We start from the raw sequence: 21,509 nt of genomic DNA on the forward strand, positions 1-21,509 counted from the left end.
AGAATGCACCCTTATCGAACTCATACCTGTGGGCAACTGAGAAAAGAAAATACAGAACAACGGGTCCGCCTTTCCGGCTGGGTGCACCGCAAGCGGGACCATGGAAATCTTTTGTTTATTGACTTAAGAGACCATTATGGCATTACACAATGTGTTATTCAAACAACAAACCCTCTTTTCCCGGTGGCGGAACGTGCCACGCTCGAAAGCGTTTTAACCATTTCTGGCACGGTGATCGCCCGGTCTCCTAACACCATTAATTCAGATTTAGGCACAGGAGAAATTGAATTAAATATCGAAGGCCTTCACATTGAATCTCTCTCCCACACCTTGCCTCTACAAGTAAATGGGTCTGAGGACTACCCAGAAGAAACACGCCTTAAATACAGGTTTTTAGATCTGCGTCGCAAAAAAATTCATGAGAATATTATTCTGCGCAACCACATCATTTCCAGTTTGCGCCGTCGCATGCAAGAGAACGGATTTATGGAATTTCAAACACCCATTTTAACGGCCAGCTCTCCAGAAGGCGCACGCGACTTCCTGGTGCCCAGCCGTCTGCATCCCGGCAAGTTTTATGCGCTGCCACAAGCTCCTCAGCAATTCAAACAATTGCTCATGATTTCAGGGTTTGATCGATACTTTCAGATTGCCCCTTGTTTTAGAGACGAAGATGCGCGGGCCGATCGCTCGCCAGGAGAGTTCTATCAGCTCGATATGGAAATGTCCTTCGTCACCCAAGACGAAGTATTTGAAGTTCTCGAGTCTGTTCTCCAGGGCGTTTTTACGGAATTTGCAAACAATCGACGCGTATCTCCCCTCCCCTTCAAAAAGATTCCGTATCAAGAATCCATGCTGCATTATGGGTCGGATAAACCCGATCTGCGCAACCCGCTTCTCATTCAAGATGTCACCACTATTTTTGAGTCGTCTTCCTTTTCCATTTTTGTGGAAAACATTAAAAGAGGTCAGGTGGTTCGCGCCATTCCAGCCCCAGCAGTGTCCAATCAACCTCGCAGTTTTTTTGAAAAACTAAATGAGTGGGCACAAACCCAGGGACTTCCCGGATTGGGGTATATTCTTTTCAAAGATGGCGACGCCAAAGGGCCCATCGCCAAGTTTCTACAAAACCATCATCTAGAGGCGCTTCAAAAGAAGCTGCGCCTCAACAACGGAGATGCCGTCTTTTTCATCTGTCAAACGAAAGAGATAGCCCCTAAGTTTGCGGGCCTCATCCGAACAAAATTGGCGGAAGAACTTGGATTGCTTGACCCCAACGCCTTCGAGTTCTGCTGGGTCACCGATTACCCCATGTTTGAGATCGATGAGAAAACGGGGAAGATTGAATTTAGTCACAACCCCTTCTCCATGCCTCAGGGAGGCCTCGCTGCCTTAACGAATCAAGACCCGTTAACGGTAAAGGCGTATCAGTACGACCTCGTCTGCAATGGCATTGAGCTCTCCAGCGGTGCCATTCGGAACCACTTACCCGACGTGATGCGCAAAGCATTCGAAATCGCCGGTTACTCTGAAGACGATCTTGAGAGAAGATTCGGAGGCATGTTGCGAGCCTTGGAATATGGAGCCCCTCCCCACGGAGGAAGCGCGCCCGGCATCGACCGCATTGTCATGCTGCTCGCCAATGAACCCAACATTCGAGAGGTGATTGCCTTTCCCATGACGCAGCAAGCCGAAGATCTTTTGATGGGTGCCCCGGCGGTGGTTGATTCCACCCATTTGCAAGAAATTCATATTCGTATTGCAGAACCCTCCAAAAAAGGCCATAATTCGCGGGGTTAATGAAAGGGATTATCCAAAGAACCATGCAACAATCTAGTAAAAAATCTCATATCGTTTTTGCCAGCATTCTGGGCAATACGCTCGAGTTTTATAATCTGACGCTGTACGCTTCTTTAGCCGCTATTTTTGCGGACATTTATTTTCCCAATTCAGACAAAACCCTTTCCCTGTTGGCCAGCCTAGCGACATTTGGAGCGGCGTTTTTGGTTCGTCCCTTGGGTGCTATCTTATTCGGATACATTGGCGATCGCCTCGGGCGCAAAAAAGCCCTGGGTCTTTCCATTCTATATATGGGTATCCCCACTTTCATTATTTGCATTTTACCGGGGTATGAGACCTTTGGGGTTATGGCTCCCCTTATTCTTATTATAAGTCGGCTTGCCCAAGGATTATGTGCCGGGGGTGAGTACAACGGCGCCCTGGTGTTTGCCCTTGAGCACACCGAAAAGGATTCTCCTGGATTTGTAGGAGGGCTCATCACTGGGTCTTGCCTGATGGGGTCTATTCTTGCCACAGGCACTGCGGCTTTAGTCACCAACTCTTATTTCCCTGCTTGGGGCTGGCGTATTGCCTTATTCTTAGGAGGTGTTTTTTCTATTTTTGGATATTACATCCGAAAAAGATTGGCCGAAAGCCCCGCATTTACAGAAATAGAACATAAAGAAAAGGTATTAAAAATTCCCTTAAAGACTGTGTTGTCGAAACATCTTCGGTCTTTTTTCTTGGTGCTTGCTGTGGGCTCTTTTGATGGAATACTAACGTATACATTGATTGGGTTTTTAAGCATTTACCTCGTCACCTATCTTGAAATTCCCTTTCAAGAAGCAGCCTCCTATAACCTGGCGGGTATGGCCGCCTGCATGGTCTCTTGCCCTTTATTTGGGCATTATGCAGATAAATATGGAGCAAAAGAGACCTTGGTTTTGTCCTCCATCCTTATTTTTGGTCTCAGCATCCCTGTGTTCATGACATTGAACGCCACTCATTGGTTTTCCATTCTCTTCGGACATCTGTTGCTGGGTCTTCTGGTGGCCAGCATCATTGGGGTGCAGCCTCTTTTTTCCCAAAAGCTTTTCCCCACCCAAGACCGGTATACGGGCATTTCTTTCAGTTACAGTTTAGGCGTTGGTATGATGGGGGGGCTCACCCCTCTGCTGCTCACCATGGCAACAGAGTATCACCTGGCCCTCTTTACTCCCGGGTTCTATTTGATGGCCGCGTCTGTTGTCTTTCTTCTCTGCTTGCTATTCATTACGCCTCGGAAGTAAGAACAAAATCACCCCCAAATCGTCGGTTTTAACGGCTATTCCGCCATTCTTTTGACCCAGAGACGCAAGTAATCCAAAAACGAAATGGCCGTAGAAAGTGCCATGCCATACATCAATAGATTCAATGGAATCAATGTCCCATACGAGAGGGATAAGAGGACCAAACAGAGGAAGACAAACAAAAGAACGGTATGAATCTTCCCGGAGCGTGTTGGGGCAATGGTACGGTTTTTATTGGCCAATACTAGAGCAACAAATCCTACCAAAATGAGAAAATCTCTTAACAAGATCATCCACGCAAACCACTCTGGAAATAAATGAAGCCCAAACCCCATGGTCAGAAAAACGCTGATGAACAGAATTTTATCAGCCAGAGGATCGAGCGCCCGCCCCATGGGGGTAAGCTGGTCAAATTTCCGGGCCAAAAATCCATCTAACGCATCCGTAATGCCCGCAATAATTAGAATGGACAAGGCAAAAAGATACTCTTCTTTCACCATGCCCCATAAGGCAAGAGGGGTCAGAAGAATTCTGATCACAGACAAAATATTGGGGATATTAAAATTTGATTGGGTTTCTTCGGGTGTCATTGTCTGCCTCCTCAATGTTCCCTTAAATTTATACAAGATTGGCAGGGAAATATCACTTTAAAATTTTTTAACCTAACACCGGACATTATCAAATTGATCTTACAACAAAAAATTAAATTTGACTTTTTCTAGAAGAATTCATATATCTCAGTCACTAATAATTTTTTTGAGGAAAACACATGAAAAAAGTGAATGGTTTTGTTAGTGTTTCTATAATCTCTTTAATGAGCGCAACCGTTATATGGGCGGATAGACCCAATGACTTTGAACCGGCAGTGTCTCTAACAGCACACCGAATAGCAGCATATTATAAGCCAGATCCTAACTCTTCTTGGATTGAAATTCAAAACACTGCTTCCATTAAGCCACCCCTTACGGGAAACGCTGCCGACGAGTCCTGGATAGCCATTGAACCTCAATCTGTACAATCCTTTATTGGTGGAATGAGTTTGGGTGGATCTTTTTCTGCAAAAGACGTGGAATTTTCTGGGCTTTTGTCAGATCTTGCGTATCGCAGCATCGCTAAGCCAAAAGATAAACAAAGAATAGTAGAGGATTTAGAAAAACAGGGCTTCTCTTTATTGTTTGTCCATGACTCAGGAAATTCCCAAGCGGCCTTTGTGGTTGCCTATGATCAAAAGGCCAATGTCACTGTGGCTTTTAAAGGGACGAGTACGTGGGAGGAATGGTGGAACACAAACTTTGCGATACTTCCAACCTGTGATACCGCAACAGGTATAGGGGGACATGGTGGTTTTCAGGCTAAATTCCTAGGGTTGAAAAGTTCTTTGGATAAAGTCTTAGGGAATATTGCGCATGAACTTGGGGTGCTCGTTCAAGATCTAAACATTACTTTTACAGGCCATAGTTTAGGAGGCGCTCTTGCTACGCACGCGGCTGTGTCAACCGTCAAACAGAGTGCTAATAAAAAACCAGTTTTGGTGACTTTCGGAGCTCCTGCAACTTTAGACGCTGTTACATCAAAAGCTGCAGAACATCTTACACAGTCTCTACATATTGCCCAGTCATACGATCTTGTTCCTCATACACCCCTTCCTTATGTTAACCCTGGGGAAAAGCTTACGTTAGCAGTGCCAGCTGGTACTGCACCTCATAAGTTAGCAGGGTATCGACAGGGATTACAAGACGAGCTTTTGGCAGCAGCAGCTCAAGGACGCGCATATGTTTCAACAGGAGATCAACAGAATTCTTCCCCCACAATTTTCCGTCGCCTTGTGAATCAGGTTCATAAGGCAGCTTCCAGCATAGCTTCTGGACTACGGTCTGTTGCGTCTTGGTTCGGATTTTAAACACAAGCAAGAAGAATAAATAAAATTGGAGACCTTTGACATTGATCTGTTAAAGATCTTTAAGACCTTCATTAAAAATAGCTTTAGCACAAAATTTATGACAGGCTCTTATTGCTTACCACCTGACAGAATTAAAGAGGCGTAAAAAAGGTCGTCTTTGCGAGAAAATCCTTCGGGATTTTCTCGGCAGTCCAGCTTATAGAACCTTTCCACAGTCGAAATATTGCTTGAATTATACTTAAAGAAAGATGGATCACCACAAAAATTCTCACGAATTTTTTCGTGATGACGAGGGGGGGGGAGCTCAATTTTTTCGAGGATGACGAAAAGGGGAAGATTGAAAATTCCCTCTTTATCAAGATATGTCGGATGGTAAGCTCTTATTGCCTCCTCCTTAAAGATCCACTAAGATGTCTCCATGCGTTTTTCTCTTTTAGGCAGCTTTCACCCCAAAACAGCGTCCTTGATGATTGCCCTCATTTCTCTATGCATTCTCGGCACCACATTCATCCTGGAGCATTTCTTTGAAATACCCGTGTGTCGCATGTGTATGCTCGAACGCTATCCCTATGCCGTAGCCACTCTCTTAGGCGTTCTTTTTTATATGTTCTCTGACCCTACCATCCTCCACCGCTGGGCAAGATATCTTTTGATCGCCACCTTTATCGTGAGCACGGGCCTTTCTTTTTACCATATGGGGCTTGAACATAACTGGTTTGATCTTCCTGAGTTCTGCAAAGGATCTTCCCTGAAGCTCGACACCGTAGAGGCTCTTCGCGCCCAAATCCTCAGCCAAACAACAGTCATCCCGTGTAATGTCGTGTCGCTTCGCCTCTTTTTCCTGTCGCTCGCTGAGTGGAACGGGATAACCTCTCTTATTTTGTTGGGGGCCTCATGGAAACTATTAAAGAAGTAAAGACCTCCCCCACCCTTGAATCGTTCCTGCGCGTTAATCATGCTGGCGAATTCGCGGCCGTCAAAATTTACCAAGGACAGTTGCGCGTTTTAAAAGATTCTAAAACGGCGCCTACCCTCCGTCACCTATTGGCTCAAGAGTCCCTCCATTATGAAAAATTCAACACGGAACTGGGGAAACGGAACTTGCATCCCACGCTCCTTCAACCTGTCTGGGAAAGAGCCGCGTATGGTCTGGGGGTCGTATCCGCTCTCTTAGGCACCAAAGCCGCCATGGCGTGCACTATCGCCGTAGAAGAAGTGATTGAGGACCATTACGCCAAACAGCTCAACAACTTGCCCAATGACACGTCTGCTGATGTTCAAGCGCTCATTATGGAGTGTTATCAAGAAGAAATTGATCATAAAAATATTGGTCTTACCCACAACGCGCAAGAGATGACAGGATACAAAGCCTTTACGAGCACCATTAAGGCCGGGTGTCAGCTCGCTATTTGGCTTTCCAAGCGCCTTTAGCTGCCGCCTTTTCGAGCGCCTTCAACCCGGGCAACGAACGCCCCTCTAGCCATTCGAGAAAAGCCCCCCCTGCCATGGACACGTAGGAAAATTTTTCGATCACCCCCAGCTTATTCAGAATAGACACCGTATCTCCGCCCCCACAAACGGTGATCATGTCTTTCTGATGGGCGAGGAACTCTGCAATTTGTCGAGTTCCCCGATCGAAAGGCTCCACCTCTATGCGTCCTAAAGGACCGTTCCACACAACTGTCTTCGCCCCCATTAACGTCTCCTTAAACAATTCGACTGTTTCAGGACCCACATCCACAATCATCTCTTTCTCTCTAATATCATGAACAGAGGTAATTCTTTGCTCTTCACCCGAGTCTTTATTTTTAACCACAACCACATCCCGGGACAAAACCAGTTTGCATTTCTTTTCTTTGACTTTCTCAAGAAGAGATAGCGCTTCTTTCCTTAAAGACGGTTCGCTTAAGGAATCCCCAATAAAAATCCCCTGAGCTTCTAAAAGGGTACCCACCATGGCCCCTCCGATCAACAGGGTATCTAGTTTTGGAATAAGATGTTCAATAAGAGCTAGTTTACTGGAAATCTTGGCCCCACCGAGGATTGCCATCATGGGCTCTTTAGGATGAGTCAAAAATTTCTCTAACTGTTTCAATTCTGAATCTAAAAGAAGCCCTGCACAGGCTGGCAAAAAGTGGGTGACCTCATCGATGGAGGCATGGGCCCTGTGGGATGCAGAAAAAGCATCGTTTACATAAAGGTCACCCAGCTTCGCCAGCTTTTTGGCAAAGTCTTTATCGTTCTCTTCTTCTTGTTTGTGAAAGCGTAAATTTTCTAATAATAAAATGTCTCCGGCCTTCAAAGCATGGGAGTCCCGCTCCACTTGATCTCCGACGGTCTCTTCTAAAAAAGAAACGGATGTTCCCGGCAATAACCTCTTCAAAACCCTTACAAGAGGTTTGAGCGAAAACTGCGATTCTTTTTGCCCCTTAGGACGGCCCAAATGCGACATGAGGATGAGGCGAGCCCCCTGTTCTTGCAGATAGCGCAACGTCGGCAAAACAGCTTCGATCCGGCTCTCATCCGAAATGATCCCCTGCTCCATCGGCACATTAAAATCCACCCGCACAAGAACGCGCTTATCTCGAAGACTATAATCTGAAAGCGTTTTAAATTTCATCCCCCTATATCCCCACCATAATTTTTATAAAACAATAGAATAGAAACAGCATAACAATAAACGGCAGAAAGACTTTAAAACTAAGTCGCACGATTTGGTCATGGCGCAAGTTAGGCAGAACAGCCTTAATCCAACTTGTCCCGATTAGAAAAATGATTAATTTTAGAAAAAACCAAGAAAATCCTGACATCCACGAGATATTCCCCAACGGCAGCCATCCTCCAAAAAAGAAAACGATACCGAGCACTGAGAATAATAAAAATTGGCAATATTCTGCAATGACAAGGAAGACAAAAAGCCCCCCAGCATAACGGCTTTTATACCCTCCCATTAAGTCGATTCCCGATTCTGAAGCCCCAAAAGGTGTACTTCTTCCTCGCATCAATAACACAACCATATACACCAGAAACACGGGAAAAAGAGGGACAATAAACCAGATCGATTTCTGATCTTGAATAATCTGAAGCAGGTTCATGGACCCTGCCCACAAAGTGATGATCAAAGACACAAAAACAAATAATAAAGCGGACGCAATGAAATGACCAAAAATTCGAATGACTCCTTGCAAGCTATACTGGGTATGACTGGCCCACCCAATCACTTCTATACAGAGAATGATGAGATGAGACACAACAATTATCCACAGAACACCATAATCAGAAGACCAAAAAAAGCCCGTTTTATGAAACGGAATAAAAATCCCCATCATGAAAACAAGAGGGCCTAAAAGAAGGGGAGATAAAACATACAAGAATTTATAGGGTGTTTCTGGGAAAACTAATCGCACTCTAAACAGATTAATGAACAGAGCCACAGGAAACAAAAAATCTCGCAAGCCAAGACTTCTTCTCAGTCCTCTCATCTGAACAAAAGAAATTATTTTTTGTTCAAAATACATGAGGTACAAGATGCTTAAAAAAGCTACCATTCCATAAGTAATCACCTTCAAAGGTAAAACCAGAGGGTTAATCATCTGACCCCTCTTTTCTTTTTACGCTCTGTCTCTTTGGCACGCTGCATCATGGTGGGAGATGCTCGGCAAATGGGGTTTGTGAAATAATAATTCTTTTTCTCTTTTGAAAACCCGTCTTGTTTCAAAGAAACCGGCTCGTAACTTCTGGTAGATGATATCTCAGATCTCACCAGGGATCCCAAGGTCCGAAAAGCAGGGGAATAATTCCGAAGAGACTCATAAACATCTTCATACGTCTCATAGGGTAATTTATATCCCAGCACTTCCGAGAGACCCCGAATGATTTTCCAATCTTCCTTTGCCTGCCCGGGCGGAAACACTGCCCGCCGTACAAATTGCACACGCCCCTCGGTATTTACATAAAACCCATTTTTTTCTGAAAAAGCTGCCCCCGGTAAAATTAAATCTGCCGCTTCGGCACCTGCATCCCCATGGTGTCCTTGATACACCACAAAAGTGTCTTCGAAAGAAGCGAGGGGGATTTCATCTACGCCCAATAAGTAGAGAAGTTTGAGTTGACGTGATTTGGCTAATCTCAAAATGCCCGATAAACCCTCTCCTCCTTCCCTTGGCACAAATCTCACATCTAAAGCCCCCACTCTCCCCGCCGCTCGATGCAGAATGTTAAACCCATCCCAATCTTCCCGTTTTAAATTGTATTTCTCGGCAATGAATCGCGCTGTCTTATAAATCTCCTCTCCCTCTGAACTGCTGAGAGCATCCATCCCCAAAATCAAGAGGGGGTTTTTTGCTTTTTGAAGGATACGACAAAAAGGATGGGACCCTGCCACCATATCATTTAAAACCTGCGCAGAAGGCCCTAAATAAGCGTGAGGAAAGGTCAGATCCTGTGGGTCTCCAATCACCGCTAAAGCCTCCCCCGAATTTTTATACCCTTGCCGTAACCGCAGATTTAAAAGAGGCGCATCGTATCGGATATCTGCCCCTATGATTAAACAAGCGTCAGAGATTTCGATCTGGTCCAAAGGCGTATTGAATAAATAATCCCTTCTTTCTTCCGTGGGGATAAATGCCCCTTCCACACAACAATCCCGATTATAAATTTTCATGTCATCCAAAAGCTGGCGCAATAAATATACAGAATCAACCTCCACCAAGTCACCCACCAAAAAAGCCATTTCGGAAGGCTGTAATTCTACGATTTTTCTGACCAGAGTTTTAAACGCTTCCACCCATGAAGCGGGCTCCAATACTCCATTTTTGCGGATATACGGTTGGTCCAATCGTTGATGTAATAACCCATCATACGAAAATCGCGCTTTGTCCGTACTCCAATATTGATTGATCTGAGGCTGGGTGACAGGTAAAACACGCACAACTTTTTCTTCTCGGCAATCTAACCGTATAGCAGATCCCATGGCATCCATCACGTCGAGAGAGGGGACCTTCTCCGTTTCCCACCGATGCCCCACAAAAGAAGAAGGGGTTTCAATCAGGGCTCCTGACGGACACAAATCCAATAAGTTGCCAGAGAGCTCGGAAGTAATGCCTGCATCAGACCCGACATCGATCTTAAATCTTTCCGTGTCTTGTTGTTGGAAAAAACCCAACTCCCCTGTACCTGTGACGTTTTCTAAAAAAGAGACACATCGCTGACAACTAATACAACGATTCATATTAGCCTGAACCACAGAATTAAATTGTTTGAGTGGCATTTTAGGGGGGGAGTAAAATTTTACGAGAGGAGAAGCTTCCCCATAAAAAAAAGTGAGGTCTTGTAAATCACATTCTCCTGCCCGCACACAAACGGGACACTCCAGCGGGTGATCTGAAATCAGCAGCGTCAATGCCTCTTTGCGCGCCTCCTGAATCGCCTGGCTTGTGGTGATAATCTCCATCTGATCTTCCACAAAGCAGGAGCATGCACATTCTAAATTTTCCCTGCCCTGAATGGACACAAAACACACGTGACAAGTGCCCTGAGTTGGTACGCCCGGATGGTAACAAAAGTGGGGAATCTCAACGCCTGCTTGGCACGCCACCTCAAGGATGGTTTGCCCCGGCTTACAATCCACTTTGGTACCATCCAAATGAATGAAGTACGTATCAGAGGACATGGCTCTCCACCTCCCTATCCATCGAGATCTCCGAGTATCTGAGGTATCCCTTGATGGGATTGAGAGCATAGGCAGCATATCCACATTGACATCTGGTTTCTATTTGTTGAGAAAGGGTAGATAAAGAAATCGTCCTCTTCATGTCTTCCTCTGGCTTCCTTTCCCTTGTTTGCCCCTCTTTCAAAAGTCCTACACACACAGGAATTCCTTCTCTACAAAACAAACATCCAGAAACGGGAATGTTCCCCAAAAAATCCATGGCGATTAAAGTCCCCATCAGCCAATTGACAGATCCATTGGCCACCACAATAGACCCACTTCCCAACCAAGAATGAAAAGCCCCAATACCTTCATACGACAGAACCAGATCGTTGCAGAACGATTTGGGTAAGGGAAGACTCCCTAAGCCGCTTGGAAAAATAAAATTCAAATGAGACCATCCACCCCTGACCCCGCCCGCATACTGTTCGAGACTTGAGCGTAAAGAAACCCCAAAACTTTCCTCAACCACACATGGCTGGTTCACATGTCCTGAAAAAGAAAAGACTTTTGTGCCGGTACTGTGCGGCGTTCCTAAAGCAGAAAACCACTCTCCCCCTCTTCTGAGGATGGTGGGAATAGTCGCCAATGTTTCCACCTTATGAATCAAGACGGGCTGACCAAACAACGTGCCCCTGGGTTGTTTCTCTCCCGCCAAAGAATCCGTCAGGACATCGTCACTGTAGGATACATAGTCGGTAGACCCCATATGCACCTGCAAATGGAAGGAAAAACCTGTGCCTAGAATGTTCTGTCCCAATAACCCTACCGCATAACATTCGTCCAGCGCTTTCTGGATCAGAGAAAATGCCCGCCTTTGATCAGCAGCCACATAAAAATACCCAGAGGCACTCCCCACCATAAAAGCCGCTAACAAGGCACCCTCTATGATTTTATAAGTTTCATAGTAAATCAGATGTAAAAATCCCACCTCTCCAGGCACGGCCCGACTTGCATCAATGACTAAAATAGGGTTTCTTCCTAAAGGTTGCCACTTTTCAGATAGAAGGGGTGCTTTATGATCTCTTTCCCTGACTTTCGATAAAGAAATCTCCTTTTGCAAATTTTTCTTTCCCCGATTCAAGAGTTCTGCAAGATCTGCCCAATCCCCCTGCTGGCGAGATTGTTCCAAGTTTAATTCTTGCTGTGTCAAAAGATTTTTAAAAATTTTAGGGGAATTAGACATCATTTCTTATTCTGTGAGGGTCTATAAGGATTACGCACAACAGTGGTGTCTTTTGGAGAAATAGAGGATTCTTCTCCGGATAAATTTTGGAGCCAAAAAACCATTTTCGTGGGGGTTAAGCCTGCTCTTTGATCCTGATTTATTTTAGCAATGGGGCCTTCTGTGCACTGATTAAAGCAAGATTTCTTGGTCAAGGAAAACCGTCCATCAATTGTTTTCGTGCCACACGGAAGGCCTAACCATTTTTCACACGCTTTCATGATTTCTCCCCCTCCTCGCAGTAAACACGGTAAAGAAGTACAGATACTCACAGCGGCAGATACTTTCTCCTCTCTCTTCTTGTATCCCAAATCATTTCTCATCACCTCTGTTAGAAAGCGGGGAGAAACGCCACAACAATAGGAAACAGCTTTGATTGTCTCTTGAATCTGGGCTTCCTCCATCTCGGGCGACAACAGAAGAAATAGAATTTCTCTCGTGGCCGCTTTTTCGGCCCCTTTGGGATACTTTTTTAAGAGTGCCTGTAACATTTTTTGTTGGTCTAAAGAAAGGCAGCTTACAAAAGGAAGATTCATCGATCCACCTCTGCGGAGTAAATATCAAAGGATGCCAAGAGGACCGGCAAATCTGAAAAGGCGTATCCCTTCAACAGAGATTCCAAAGCCTGAAGATTAAAAAAACTGGGAGCCCGTACTCGCACGCGATCAAAAGCGTTGGATCCGTTAGACGACAGAAACAATCCTATTTCCCCTCGCGCGCCCTCAATCTCCACGTAAGTGCGTGAGGGTGGTAAATGTGCCCCTTCACTAAAGAGTTTATAATGGCAGATTAACGCTTCCATAGAGTGATTGATACGTTTTTTCAAAGGGATTTTAAGCTTGTTTTCTGGGTGGCATACCTCTCCTTGAGGCAAAAGATCAAGACACTGCTCTATAATGGAAACACTCTGAATCATTTCTTCAAGACAGAGGGCGGTTCGCTCAAAACTATCCCCATGAACGCCCACCGGGATTTTAAATTCAAGACGATCATACACATCATACGGTTGGGTTCGACGCAAATCCCAGGCAACCCGAGATGCCCGCAACGCAGGCCCGGATAATCCCCACGAGATAGCTTCCATCTCTGACAAAACGCCAACCTGAATGGTGCGCAATTTAAAAACTGCATTGTTCAAAAGGGCAGATTTGATATCTTCAACTTTTTTTCCAATCTCTTTCATCGTAGACTTAATCTTTTTCAACAGATCATTTGGAAAATCCGACGTCACCCCCCCCGGTATAAGAAATACATGATGTGTCTCACGTATCTCTAAAAACAGACTATCTAACTTCTCCCCCAAATTTAAAGACCAGAAAGAGATTAAATTAAAATCAATGCTTTCCGCAATGGAGGCGATTTGATTTAAGTGGCAAACGATCCGACCCATTTCTGCCAGCATGACACGAATAAATTGCCCTCGTATAGGTGGGTCAAGAGTCAATATTTTCTCAACGCCCAAAGCCAGCGCATAAGAAAGTCCATAAGGGGTTAAAAAATTCCGATCAGCGTTCTCTAGAATTTTTTGAACCTGCAAGAGGGGTTTGTCCTCGAGCACTTTCTCAAGACCTTTATGGGTAAACCCCACATAACACGTGTTTTTTTGAATAGCCTCGCCATCCAGCTTCAGCATAAACCGCAACATTCCCTTAATGGCGGGATGATAGGGCCCAAAATTCACCCGTTGAAAGGCAGAAGTATCTTGGTTCATTCCACCCATTCCTCCTCAGGGATCGTTTTTGGCGCTTCCTGAGTCTGACTTTCTGCGTGGGGGGCTTGTTTCTCTTCAAGGTGAGGTGAAGCTCCCTCCCAAGGGCTGCTCACGTCAAAGACTCGATGTTCTTGAATCAACAATAAAGGAACGGACAGAAATTTATCGGTATGCTCGTCAAAAACATAATCCATCATCCCACTGACCGGATAGTCTTTCCTCAAGGGATATCCTGCCACCCTAAAATTGGTGAGCAATCTCCTCAAGTCTCGACTGTTTTTAAAAAAGATACCAAACATTTCCCAGGCTTCCCTTTCCAGCCAGGCAGCGTTTTTATAGATCTCGGAAACGGAGGCAGTCTCGGTATTCACACGGATCAACACACGGAGACGTTGATTGTTTTTCAAACTGCGAATGACATAAATAAGATCAAATCTTTTTTCATGATCCGGACAGTCCAGAACAATTAAATCTAAAAGCTGTTCAAATTGACAATGGGTATCATGGTGTAAGAAAGAAAGCACATTATACAAAGACTCTTCCGACGCGTGAATCTCAATATCTTTATTCTCATAAGAGACTTTTAAATTATAATTTGAAAGTCTCCTTACAATGTAATCTTCTATTTTATTTCTTACTGAAAACACGCTGTCACTCTTACGAAGCTTTTTGCACAATTTTATCAAGGGCGTCTATTAGACTCTCCCGTGAGACGGGACAGCCTGGTACAAAGACATCCACGGGCACAATTTTATTTAAGTCTCGTGCTACTGCATAGGAATAGTGCATCGCCCCTCCTCCCGCCGCACACGACCCCAAAGCCACAACCCAACTTGGTTTTTCCATCTGGTCGTACAAATGCCGAATGATGGGGCCCATTCGATGTGTTACAGCCCCACATAAGATTAAGACGTTTGCTCTGCCTGGGTTCTGGGTGATGACCCCACTGATTTGATTGGGCTGTCCCACTTTAAGATCCTTAAGATGACCCGTACAACAAGATTGGGCATTCACTATCATCAAGGTAAGAGATCTTCTAAGAGCCCACTTAAAGAGGGCATCGCTCACTTGAAAGGACTCCACACTCTCTTTGATGCTTTTCTGTTTTTTTTCCAAAAAAGAAATCATTCAAACAATCCTTTTTTCCAGGCATAGATATATCCTGAAGAAAAAATTCCCATCATAAAAACCACAAGAAGAAGACCCAAAGGGCTAGAACTTTCACTGGAGGACACCCATAAAAACAAGAAAATAGAAAAAGAAATGAGAATTAAAAACAAGAGCCCCAACGTATAAAAATGAACATTGAAATCCTGATGAGAGCGAAAAGAAAATGATTGCTCACGTTCATAAAAAGAATTTTTGATTCCAGGGCTATTCTTTATTTTTCTTAACAGTTTCACTGTCAAAATACTAAAAATAATCCCAAGACCAACATAGAAAAACCCATAAAGATGAGGGATAAGATTCATGTTTTTCTCTCCATTGCCCCCATAATTTATCATACTCTCGCGCATCACAATAGGATTATCTCGTACATTTTCAGACAAAAATTCTCACTAGTGTTACGGGTGTGTTTATGGTTAAATAGTTATTGAACCTAAAGAATTTTATAAACGGGGAGACGTATCACAGTGGAAGCAGTACCGGGCCAGTTTTGGGAAATATTATATTTTTTAGGAACAGCCATATTTATTTCCATTATTTGTGGTAAATTAAAAGTCACATCCGCTCTGGGATATTTAGTGGCAGGAGTCATCTTAGGCCCCTATGCCGTCAATCTTTTCAACAATGTGGAAGCCTCCAAACACATTGCCGAATTTGGGGTAGTTTTCCTGCTGTTTACCATCGGGCTTGAACTTCCCTGGGAGCGTCTTCAAGAACTAAAAAAATATGTCCTCGGAATGGGTTTTTTACAGGTATTTCTAACCTCCATTCTCATTGGATGTATTGCCTCTTACTTTGGCGCCAATCTTGAAACCTCTATTTTGTTAGGGCTTGGTCTCTCTTTTTCCTCTACAGCCGTTGTGTTACAAATTTTGTCCGATCAAAAGGCCATCACCTCACGATTTGGCCGCATTTCTTTCTCTATTCTCTTGTTCCAAGACCTCATGGTGATTGTTGCCCTTGTCTGGATTACGCTGGCTCAAGGATCTGAAAAATCCTTTATTTCAATGCTGGGAATTTCTTCTCTCAAAGTCATCGCCGTTTTTGGTGGATTCATGGTTTTTGGCCGATATTTATTACGGCCCGTTTATCGTATTGTGGTTGCCACCCGTAACTCTGATCTTTTTTTTGCGCTGACGCTTCTCATCATTTTAGCCACAAGTTTTGCCACCGCCTATGTGGGTCTCTCTTTGGGTTTAGGCGCCTTTCTTGGAGGCCTTCTTTTAGCTGAAACAGAACACCGACACCGAGTCGAGGCCGATATTAAACCCTTTAGGTCTTTACTTTTGGGTCTCTTTTTTATGACTGTCGGCATGTCTCTAGATCCTTACCTCCTCATGAGCAAAACATCTTTTGTTTTTTCTTTCCTAAGCCTTCTTCTCTTAGCGAAAGTTTCTATTTTTCTAATCGCCTCTATGGTAATGAAGATTCCTATCAAAACTGCGATCCGTATTTCTCTGCTCTTAGCGGGAGGTAGTGAGTTTGTATTCGTCCTTTTCAAACAGGCAGAAACAGGCGGGCTCATTGAAACAGAACTGAGTCAAATTGCCTACCTCGTGGTGGTGATGAGTATGATGTTCAGCCCTCTTCTTGACATGCTGGGCGCTTTTATTAGTAAGCGCATTGGAAAATCCGTAGGAATCTCGCTCAAGGCTGCTGCCGAAGAATCTGTGGACATGAAAAATCACGTGATCATTGTTGGGTTCAATATGGTGGGTGAAGCGGTGCATGACCTTCTATCCATTCGATACATCCCGCACAGCATTATAGATATGAGTGTCACCCGGGTCGCCAAAGGCCGCATGAATCACTTCCCCATTTTCTTTGGGGACGCCAAAAAAATAGAAGTCTTCCAGGCTCTCAATGCGGCAGAGGCCAAAGCGGTTGTCATTAGCTTGGAAGATTTTAATTTTTCTTCCCACGCGGTGGTTATGCTTAAAAAATATTTCCCTAAACTCAAAATTTTTGTGCGTGTCCAAGACAGTGACCAAGCCTACAAACTCCAACAAATTGGAGCAGAGCCTGTCTCCCCCGAAATGTTTGCGCCCAGCTTTCAACTGGCGTCAGCTGTCTTTGAATTGTTCGGCATGACCTCTGAGCAAGTAGATCTCATCATTGAAAAATACAGACGATCCCTGATCTCTAAAAGCAAAATGGTAAGCAGTAAATTAGGTTGGATTTCTCACACATTTAAAAAATAACCCTTCAACTATCTTGTCCTCATCCCTTCTACCCTTTATAGTGTTTTTTTGTCGGAAACCATGAACAAACCAATTTTATTCCACCTTAAACTCATCGTTGCGCCCACGTTGGTAGATAGCTTTGTGAATCTTTTAGAGAACATATCAGAAAATGTGTCTTGGGATGTTTCTGAAAATCCTGATCAAGATATCCGGATTGATGCCTTTGTCTCGAACAAAGAAACACTCCTCCCTTTGACACAGACAATGGTGGTAGAAACACTTTCTAGAGCTCTCAAAAGTTACAACCTTCCTTCTCCCACCGCGCTGTCCATTGAAGAGATTCCTGAGAAAAATTGGCTCCTGGAAAATCAACTCTCCTTCCCACCTCTAGAGATTGGATCTTTCTTTATCTATGGGTCCCACTTTGAGGGAAAAATCCCAAAGCATAAATTAAGTTTAGAAATAAATGCCGCCCTTGCGTTTGGAAGTGGTGAGCATGCCAGCACCAAGGGGTGCTTACTCGCCCTTTCCTCACTCCCAGAATTTATACCCCAAAAGGGCTTAGATATGGGCTGTGGATCAGGGATTCTTGCCATGGCAGCGTCGATGTTTTTTAAGATCCCTTTCACAGCCGTGGATATAGATCCCTTCTCCATAGAGACCACGAAGGAAAACCTTAGAAAAAATAATTTGAAAACTAAAGTTTCTTGTTTTCAAAGCAACGGATATGTAAGCCTAAAAAAAGAAGAAACATTCGACCTTATTTTGTGCAATATCCTAGCAAAGCCTCTTTGCGAGATGGCGCCTCAGTTAAGGAAACATCTTCGCCCCAAAGGAATGGCTATTCTGTCAGGCCTTTTAAAGACACAGTCTCAAGAAGTGATTGAACAACATCAAAAGTATGGGTTACAATTAACAAACAGAATTGCCATAGAAGATTGGGAGACATTAATTCTAACCCATGAATAAACTCAAAAACCTCAGACGGAAACTCCACGAAGCCAAAGTAGACGGCATGCTCATCGCCATGGCAGATCCTTTTCAAAATGATAATATCCCCGAGTACTTCCAACGCATAAAATTCCTATCTGGTTTCACAGGTTCCCTTGGGACCATTTTGGTCCTGAAAGATTCGGCCGCCCTTTTTGTGGATGGTCGCTATACACTCCAAGCACAGAATGAAGTGGATCCGACCGCCTTTGAAATCAGAGGTCATGGTCTAAGTGCCATCGTTGAGTGGATCCACGAAAAACAACTGTCTTCTTCCCATTCCCTTGTCATCGGCTATGATCCGTGGGATTATACCGTCGCACAAATAAATCAATTGCAAGCCGCCACTGAATCCGTGACCTTTTCCCCTCTAAAGATAAATCTGGTGAGTGAGATATGGAAAGATCAGCCCGCCATTACAAAAACAAAAGTCTTTCTATATCCTGAAAAATATGCGGGGTTGTCTTGGATAGAAAAGCTAGACCTCATTGCGGCCGAAATACAAAAGAAAAACATAGATGCTCTCTTTTTGAACTCCTCTTTCTCAATCTGTTGGCTTCTTAATATGCGTGCCCATGATACATCTTATACACCCATTTCTCTTTGCTTTGCGCTCATTCATAAGACAGGGAAAGTTGATCTTTGTATTTACTTAGAAAACCTCACCCCCGCGATAAAAAAACATTTTTCTGAAAGGGTCACCTTCCATAATTTATCATCGGTGGATTTAAAGAAAAGCTTACCCATTCTCGTCAAAGGATTAAAAATAGGATACGTCGAGCAAAGCGCCCCCTGTGCCATAAAACAAATTCTAGAGCTCCCAGCAGCGGCTCTTATAAACGTGGAAGATCCTTGTGTAGCCATAAAAGCTTGTAAAACACCAACAGAACTCTCCCATGTTCAAAAAGCCCACCTTTGGGATGGCATTGCACTCACCAAGTTTTTCTGTTGGCTAGAGAAAACTGTTTCTTCCAAAAAAATCACAGAATTTGAAGCGGCCCTCAAGCTAGATTCCCTGCGAGCTGAAAACAAACATTGCAAGGGCCCCAGCTTCCCCACCATTGTCGGTACAAATGAAAACGGGGCGATCGTCCATTATCGTGCCAACGAAGAATCCAAGACCTTAAAAGTAAATGATTTATTGCTGTGTGATTCTGGAGGGCAATACTTTGAGGGAACAACCGACGTTACGCGCACCATATGCCTTGGAGGCAACCCTACCCCTCTCCAAAAAGATGTGTTTACAAGGGTCTTAAAAGGATTCATCGCTTTGTTCTTGGTACACTTTCCTAAAGGCACCAATGGGATGCAGTTGGATGTCTTAGCACGATGCTCTTTGTGGGAAGCTGGTTTTGACTATGCCCATTCCACTGGGCATGGAGTAGGGCATTATCTGAACGTTCATGAAGGGCCCCAAAACATCTCCCCCCGCTCTTCTCCCACACCGCTCAAACCTGGCATGATTTTATCAAACGAACCCGGATGTTATTTGCCTGGACAATTTGGAGTGCGCATAGAAAATTTGATGGTTGTGGAAAAATCTTCTCACAAAGATAGTCACGGAAATTTTTTACTAAAGTTTAGAAACTTGACCCTCTGCCCCATCGATAGCACCTGCATTGAGAAGACGCTTTTGTCTGATCATGAAATAGACTGGCTCAATAAGTATCATCAAACCGTTTGGACCGCTCTTCATAAGTTCTTAAATCCTAACGAAAAGGCCTGGCTGAAAACCGCCATCGCCCCTTTCGAAAAAAAGGATCAAGCTTTTTCCCACCAAGACTCTATGCGAGACTCCATCATCAGCTGAAGAGTCGGATGGGCTAACCGCTCTTTGTAGGCGATCATATCCTTTGCCAGGTGAAAGAGGGGAAGGACATAATTCCCTGACATTAAAATACGATCCAACGCTTTCACGTTAGCCACCAAAACCGCCCGATCTTTTGATTGAAGCATGTTTTGAATCAAGTCATCAATGACGGGATCTTTAATGCCCGGATAATTACGACTTCCCTGAATATCGGCGGCTTTTGAAGAGATATAGTTAATAAGTTCATTTCCAGCAGGAGAACGTGTCCCCACCCACAAGTAATAAAGCATATCAAAATCGAAATCGATTTTTCGACGTTCATACTGGGCTTCATCCACGATTCGAACAGAGGCTTTGATACCGAGGGGCTCGAGATTTCTCCCAAATTCTAAGGCCACTTTTTCATGCTCTTTTGATTTTAAAAGAATCTCAAAAACAAAAGGGGTCTTTGTTTTTTCATGAACCAGTTTATTTTTTTCAAGGCGCCATCCTGCTTGTTTCAAAAGCTGCAAAGCTCTCTCTACGTTTGCTCTTTTCTGCGCTGGAGTTTTATTCACCGGCGGCTGATAAGATTCTTCAAAAACTTTGGGATTCACTTTCTTTTTATAGCGATTCAAGATGGCTAATTCTTGGCCCGTTGGTTTGCCGTGAGGCACCAATTCTGTATTGTCGAAAAAGCCGTGCGTGCGGGTGTACATCCCATAAAACAAAGAATCATTTAAGTGCTCAAAATCAAACACGAGAGTCAAAGCCTCCCTCACCCGCGCATCCTTGAAAAGCTCCCTCCGCGTATTAAAAACAAAGGAAGACATCCCCACAGGACGTTTGTGATCGACTTCTTCCTTCTTAATTTTTTTAGATGCGGCAAATGCGTAATTCCACTTCCATTTTTGAGGGTTTTCTTCTTCCATCATGTCAATTTTTCCAGATTTAAAGGCCTCAAATAAAATGGATTCGCTTAAATAGTAATCCAGGCGAATTTCATCAAAATTAAAGCGGCCTTTATACGTGGGCAGATCCTTGCCCCAAAAATCTTTTATGCGTTCATAAACAATAAATCGACCAGGCTCAAAAGATTTAATCCGGTAAGGCCCATTTGAAACCAATGGCTTCAAAGAAATTTTGCTTAAATCTTTGCCCTCATACACATCCTTCGGCAATAAAGGCATCATTCCCATGACCAGCGGCACCTCACGATCAGATTTTTCTGGATCAAAGGTAAACTTAACGCGCTTATCCGAAAGCTTTTCAACTTTTTGAACCTTTCGATAATAAGTTTTCATGAAAGGCTGCCCTTGCTCCAGCCACGTCTGGTAACTGAAAATAATATCATCTGCTGTGATGGTTTTTCCATGATCCCACCGTGCTTCCGGACGAATGTTAAAGATAATCCACGCTCGATTCTCAGGGAATTCTAGTGTCTCTGCCACCACCCCATACATGGTAAAAGGCTCTTCTGGGGAACGACCCAACAATGTTGCTCGTGTGAGCGTAATCTTTTTCGCCGCCACTCCCTTTAAAATCCACGGATTCAAACTATCAAACGACCCGACTTCACCCAAAACGATCTTTCCTTTTTTCGGCGCATTGGGATTCACAAAATCATAGTGCTTAAACCCCCCTTTATATTTGGGAAGACCATGCATGGAAATACCATGAACCTTCTTGGGGGCACTCTCTGCACTCGAGAGGAAAGAAAAAAGAAGGAGGAAAATGCCGACTAGAAAACTACCTATCTTAAACAC

Annotated in this window: 19 protein-coding genes; 8 read left to right on the forward strand and 11 right to left on the reverse strand. The window is 44.1% G+C overall.

What is annotated here, in order from left to right; translation table 11 throughout:
• Positions 1-3 precede the first annotated feature (3 nt).
• Both A2621_03740 and A2621_03745 read left to right on the forward strand, forming a co-directional pair.
• Positions 4-1,800: an aspartate--tRNA ligase gene (locus A2621_03740; GenBank protein ID OFW89965.1), complete on the forward strand. Its 1,797-nt coding sequence runs from the start codon at positions 4-6 to the stop codon at positions 1,798-1,800.
• Positions 1,800-3,068 (forward strand): hypothetical protein, encoded by a 1,269-nt coding sequence (locus tag A2621_03745; GenBank protein OFW89966.1) that lies wholly within the window; start codon positions 1,800-1,802, stop codon positions 3,066-3,068. Before A2621_03740 ends, A2621_03745 begins: the two co-directional genes overlap by 1 nt.
• A 35-nt stretch (positions 3,069-3,103) precedes the next feature.
• Here A2621_03745 and A2621_03750 read toward each other — a convergent pair whose 3' ends face one another.
• The gene (locus tag A2621_03750; GenBank protein ID OFW89967.1) at positions 3,104-3,658 is read right to left on the reverse strand and encodes a hypothetical protein; all 555 of its coding nucleotides are present in this window, start codon (positions 3,656-3,658) and stop codon (positions 3,104-3,106) included.
• 179 nt (positions 3,659-3,837) lie between these two features.
• On the opposite strand from A2621_03750, the gene A2621_03755 reads away from it, so the two are divergent.
• The 3 genes from A2621_03755 to A2621_03765 all read left to right on the forward strand — a co-directional run bounded on the left by A2621_03755 (position 3,838) and on the right by A2621_03765 (position 6,399).
• Positions 3,838-4,968 carry a hypothetical protein gene (locus A2621_03755; protein OFW89968.1) on the forward strand — a complete coding sequence of 377 codons (1,131 nt, stop codon included), beginning with the start codon at positions 3,838-3,840 and terminating at the stop codon, positions 4,966-4,968.
• A 418-nt stretch (positions 4,969-5,386) separates the two neighbouring features.
• Positions 5,387-5,884, forward strand: a complete 498-nt coding sequence (locus tag A2621_03760) for a hypothetical protein (GenBank protein ID OFW89969.1) — start codon at positions 5,387-5,389, stop codon at positions 5,882-5,884.
• Positions 5,863-6,399, forward strand: coding sequence for a hypothetical protein (locus A2621_03765; GenBank protein ID OFW89970.1), 537 nt, complete (start codon positions 5,863-5,865; stop codon positions 6,397-6,399). The genes A2621_03760 and A2621_03765 overlap by 22 nt, the downstream gene beginning before the upstream one ends.
• Here A2621_03765 and A2621_03770 read toward each other — a convergent pair.
• Genes A2621_03770 through A2621_03810 form a run of 9 tightly spaced genes read right to left on the reverse strand, consistent with a single transcriptional unit; the run spans position 6,374 to position 15,131 of the window.
• The gene (locus A2621_03770; GenBank protein OFW89971.1) at positions 6,374-7,588 is read right to left on the reverse strand and encodes a phosphoglycerate kinase; all 1,215 of its coding nucleotides are present in this window, start codon (positions 7,586-7,588) and stop codon (positions 6,374-6,376) included. The two genes, A2621_03765 and A2621_03770, sit on opposite strands and share 26 nt — an antisense overlap.
• 4 nt (positions 7,589-7,592) lie before the next feature.
• Complete coding sequence (locus tag A2621_03775) at positions 7,593-8,561, reverse strand: hypothetical protein (GenBank protein OFW89972.1); 969 nt, start codon at positions 8,559-8,561, stop codon at positions 7,593-7,595.
• Positions 8,558-10,639, reverse strand: coding sequence for a hypothetical protein (locus tag A2621_03780; GenBank protein OFW89973.1), 2,082 nt, complete (start codon positions 10,637-10,639; stop codon positions 8,558-8,560). Before A2621_03780 ends, A2621_03775 begins: the two co-directional genes overlap by 4 nt.
• Positions 10,629-11,864: a hypothetical protein gene (locus A2621_03785; GenBank protein OFW89974.1), complete on the reverse strand. Its 1,236-nt coding sequence runs from the start codon at positions 11,862-11,864 to the stop codon at positions 10,629-10,631. The genes A2621_03780 and A2621_03785 overlap by 11 nt, the downstream gene beginning before the upstream one ends.
• Entirely contained in the window at positions 11,864-12,439 is a 576-nt protein-coding gene (locus A2621_03790; GenBank protein OFW89975.1) for a hypothetical protein, read from the reverse strand. Before A2621_03790 ends, A2621_03785 begins: the two co-directional genes overlap by 1 nt.
• Entirely contained in the window at positions 12,436-13,614 is a 1,179-nt protein-coding gene (locus tag A2621_03795) for a hypothetical protein (protein OFW89976.1), read from the reverse strand. The genes A2621_03790 and A2621_03795 overlap by 4 nt, the downstream gene beginning before the upstream one ends.
• The gene (locus A2621_03800; protein ID OFW89977.1) at positions 13,611-14,261 is read right to left on the reverse strand and encodes a hypothetical protein; all 651 of its coding nucleotides are present in this window, start codon (positions 14,259-14,261) and stop codon (positions 13,611-13,613) included. The genes A2621_03795 and A2621_03800 overlap by 4 nt, the downstream gene beginning before the upstream one ends.
• A gap of 10 nt (positions 14,262-14,271) precedes the next feature.
• Entirely contained in the window at positions 14,272-14,742 is a 471-nt protein-coding gene (locus A2621_03805) for a hypothetical protein (protein ID OFW89978.1), read from the reverse strand.
• On the reverse strand, positions 14,739-15,131 hold the full coding sequence (locus tag A2621_03810; protein ID OFW89979.1) for a hypothetical protein: 393 nt from the start codon (positions 15,129-15,131) through the stop codon (positions 14,739-14,741). The genes A2621_03805 and A2621_03810 overlap by 4 nt, the downstream gene beginning before the upstream one ends.
• Positions 15,132-15,248: 117 nt before the next feature.
• Here A2621_03810 and A2621_03815 point away from each other — a divergent pair, with 117 nt between their 5' ends.
• Genes A2621_03815 through A2621_03825 form a run of 3 tightly spaced genes read left to right on the forward strand, consistent with a single transcriptional unit; the run spans position 15,249 to position 19,764 of the window.
• A complete protein-coding gene (locus A2621_03815) occupies positions 15,249-16,982 on the forward strand; it encodes a hypothetical protein (protein ID OFW89980.1) in 1,734 nt (577 codons plus the stop codon).
• Positions 16,983-17,042: 60 nt separating this feature from the next.
• A complete protein-coding gene (locus A2621_03820; GenBank protein ID OFW89981.1) occupies positions 17,043-17,933 on the forward strand; it encodes a hypothetical protein in 891 nt (296 codons plus the stop codon).
• Positions 17,926-19,764, forward strand: a complete 1,839-nt coding sequence (locus A2621_03825) for a hypothetical protein (GenBank protein OFW89982.1) — start codon at positions 17,926-17,928, stop codon at positions 19,762-19,764. The genes A2621_03820 and A2621_03825 overlap by 8 nt, the downstream gene beginning before the upstream one ends.
• Here A2621_03825 and A2621_03830 read toward each other — a convergent pair.
• Entirely contained in the window at positions 19,716-21,509 is a 1,794-nt protein-coding gene (locus tag A2621_03830) for a hypothetical protein (protein OFW89983.1), read from the reverse strand. The genes A2621_03825 and A2621_03830 overlap by 49 nt on opposite strands.

It is taken from the genome of Alphaproteobacteria bacterium RIFCSPHIGHO2_01_FULL_41_14, assembly GCA_001767855.1.
In the GTDB taxonomy this organism is placed as follows: Bacteria; Pseudomonadota; Alphaproteobacteria; order UBA7879; family UBA5542; genus 2-01-FULL-41-14.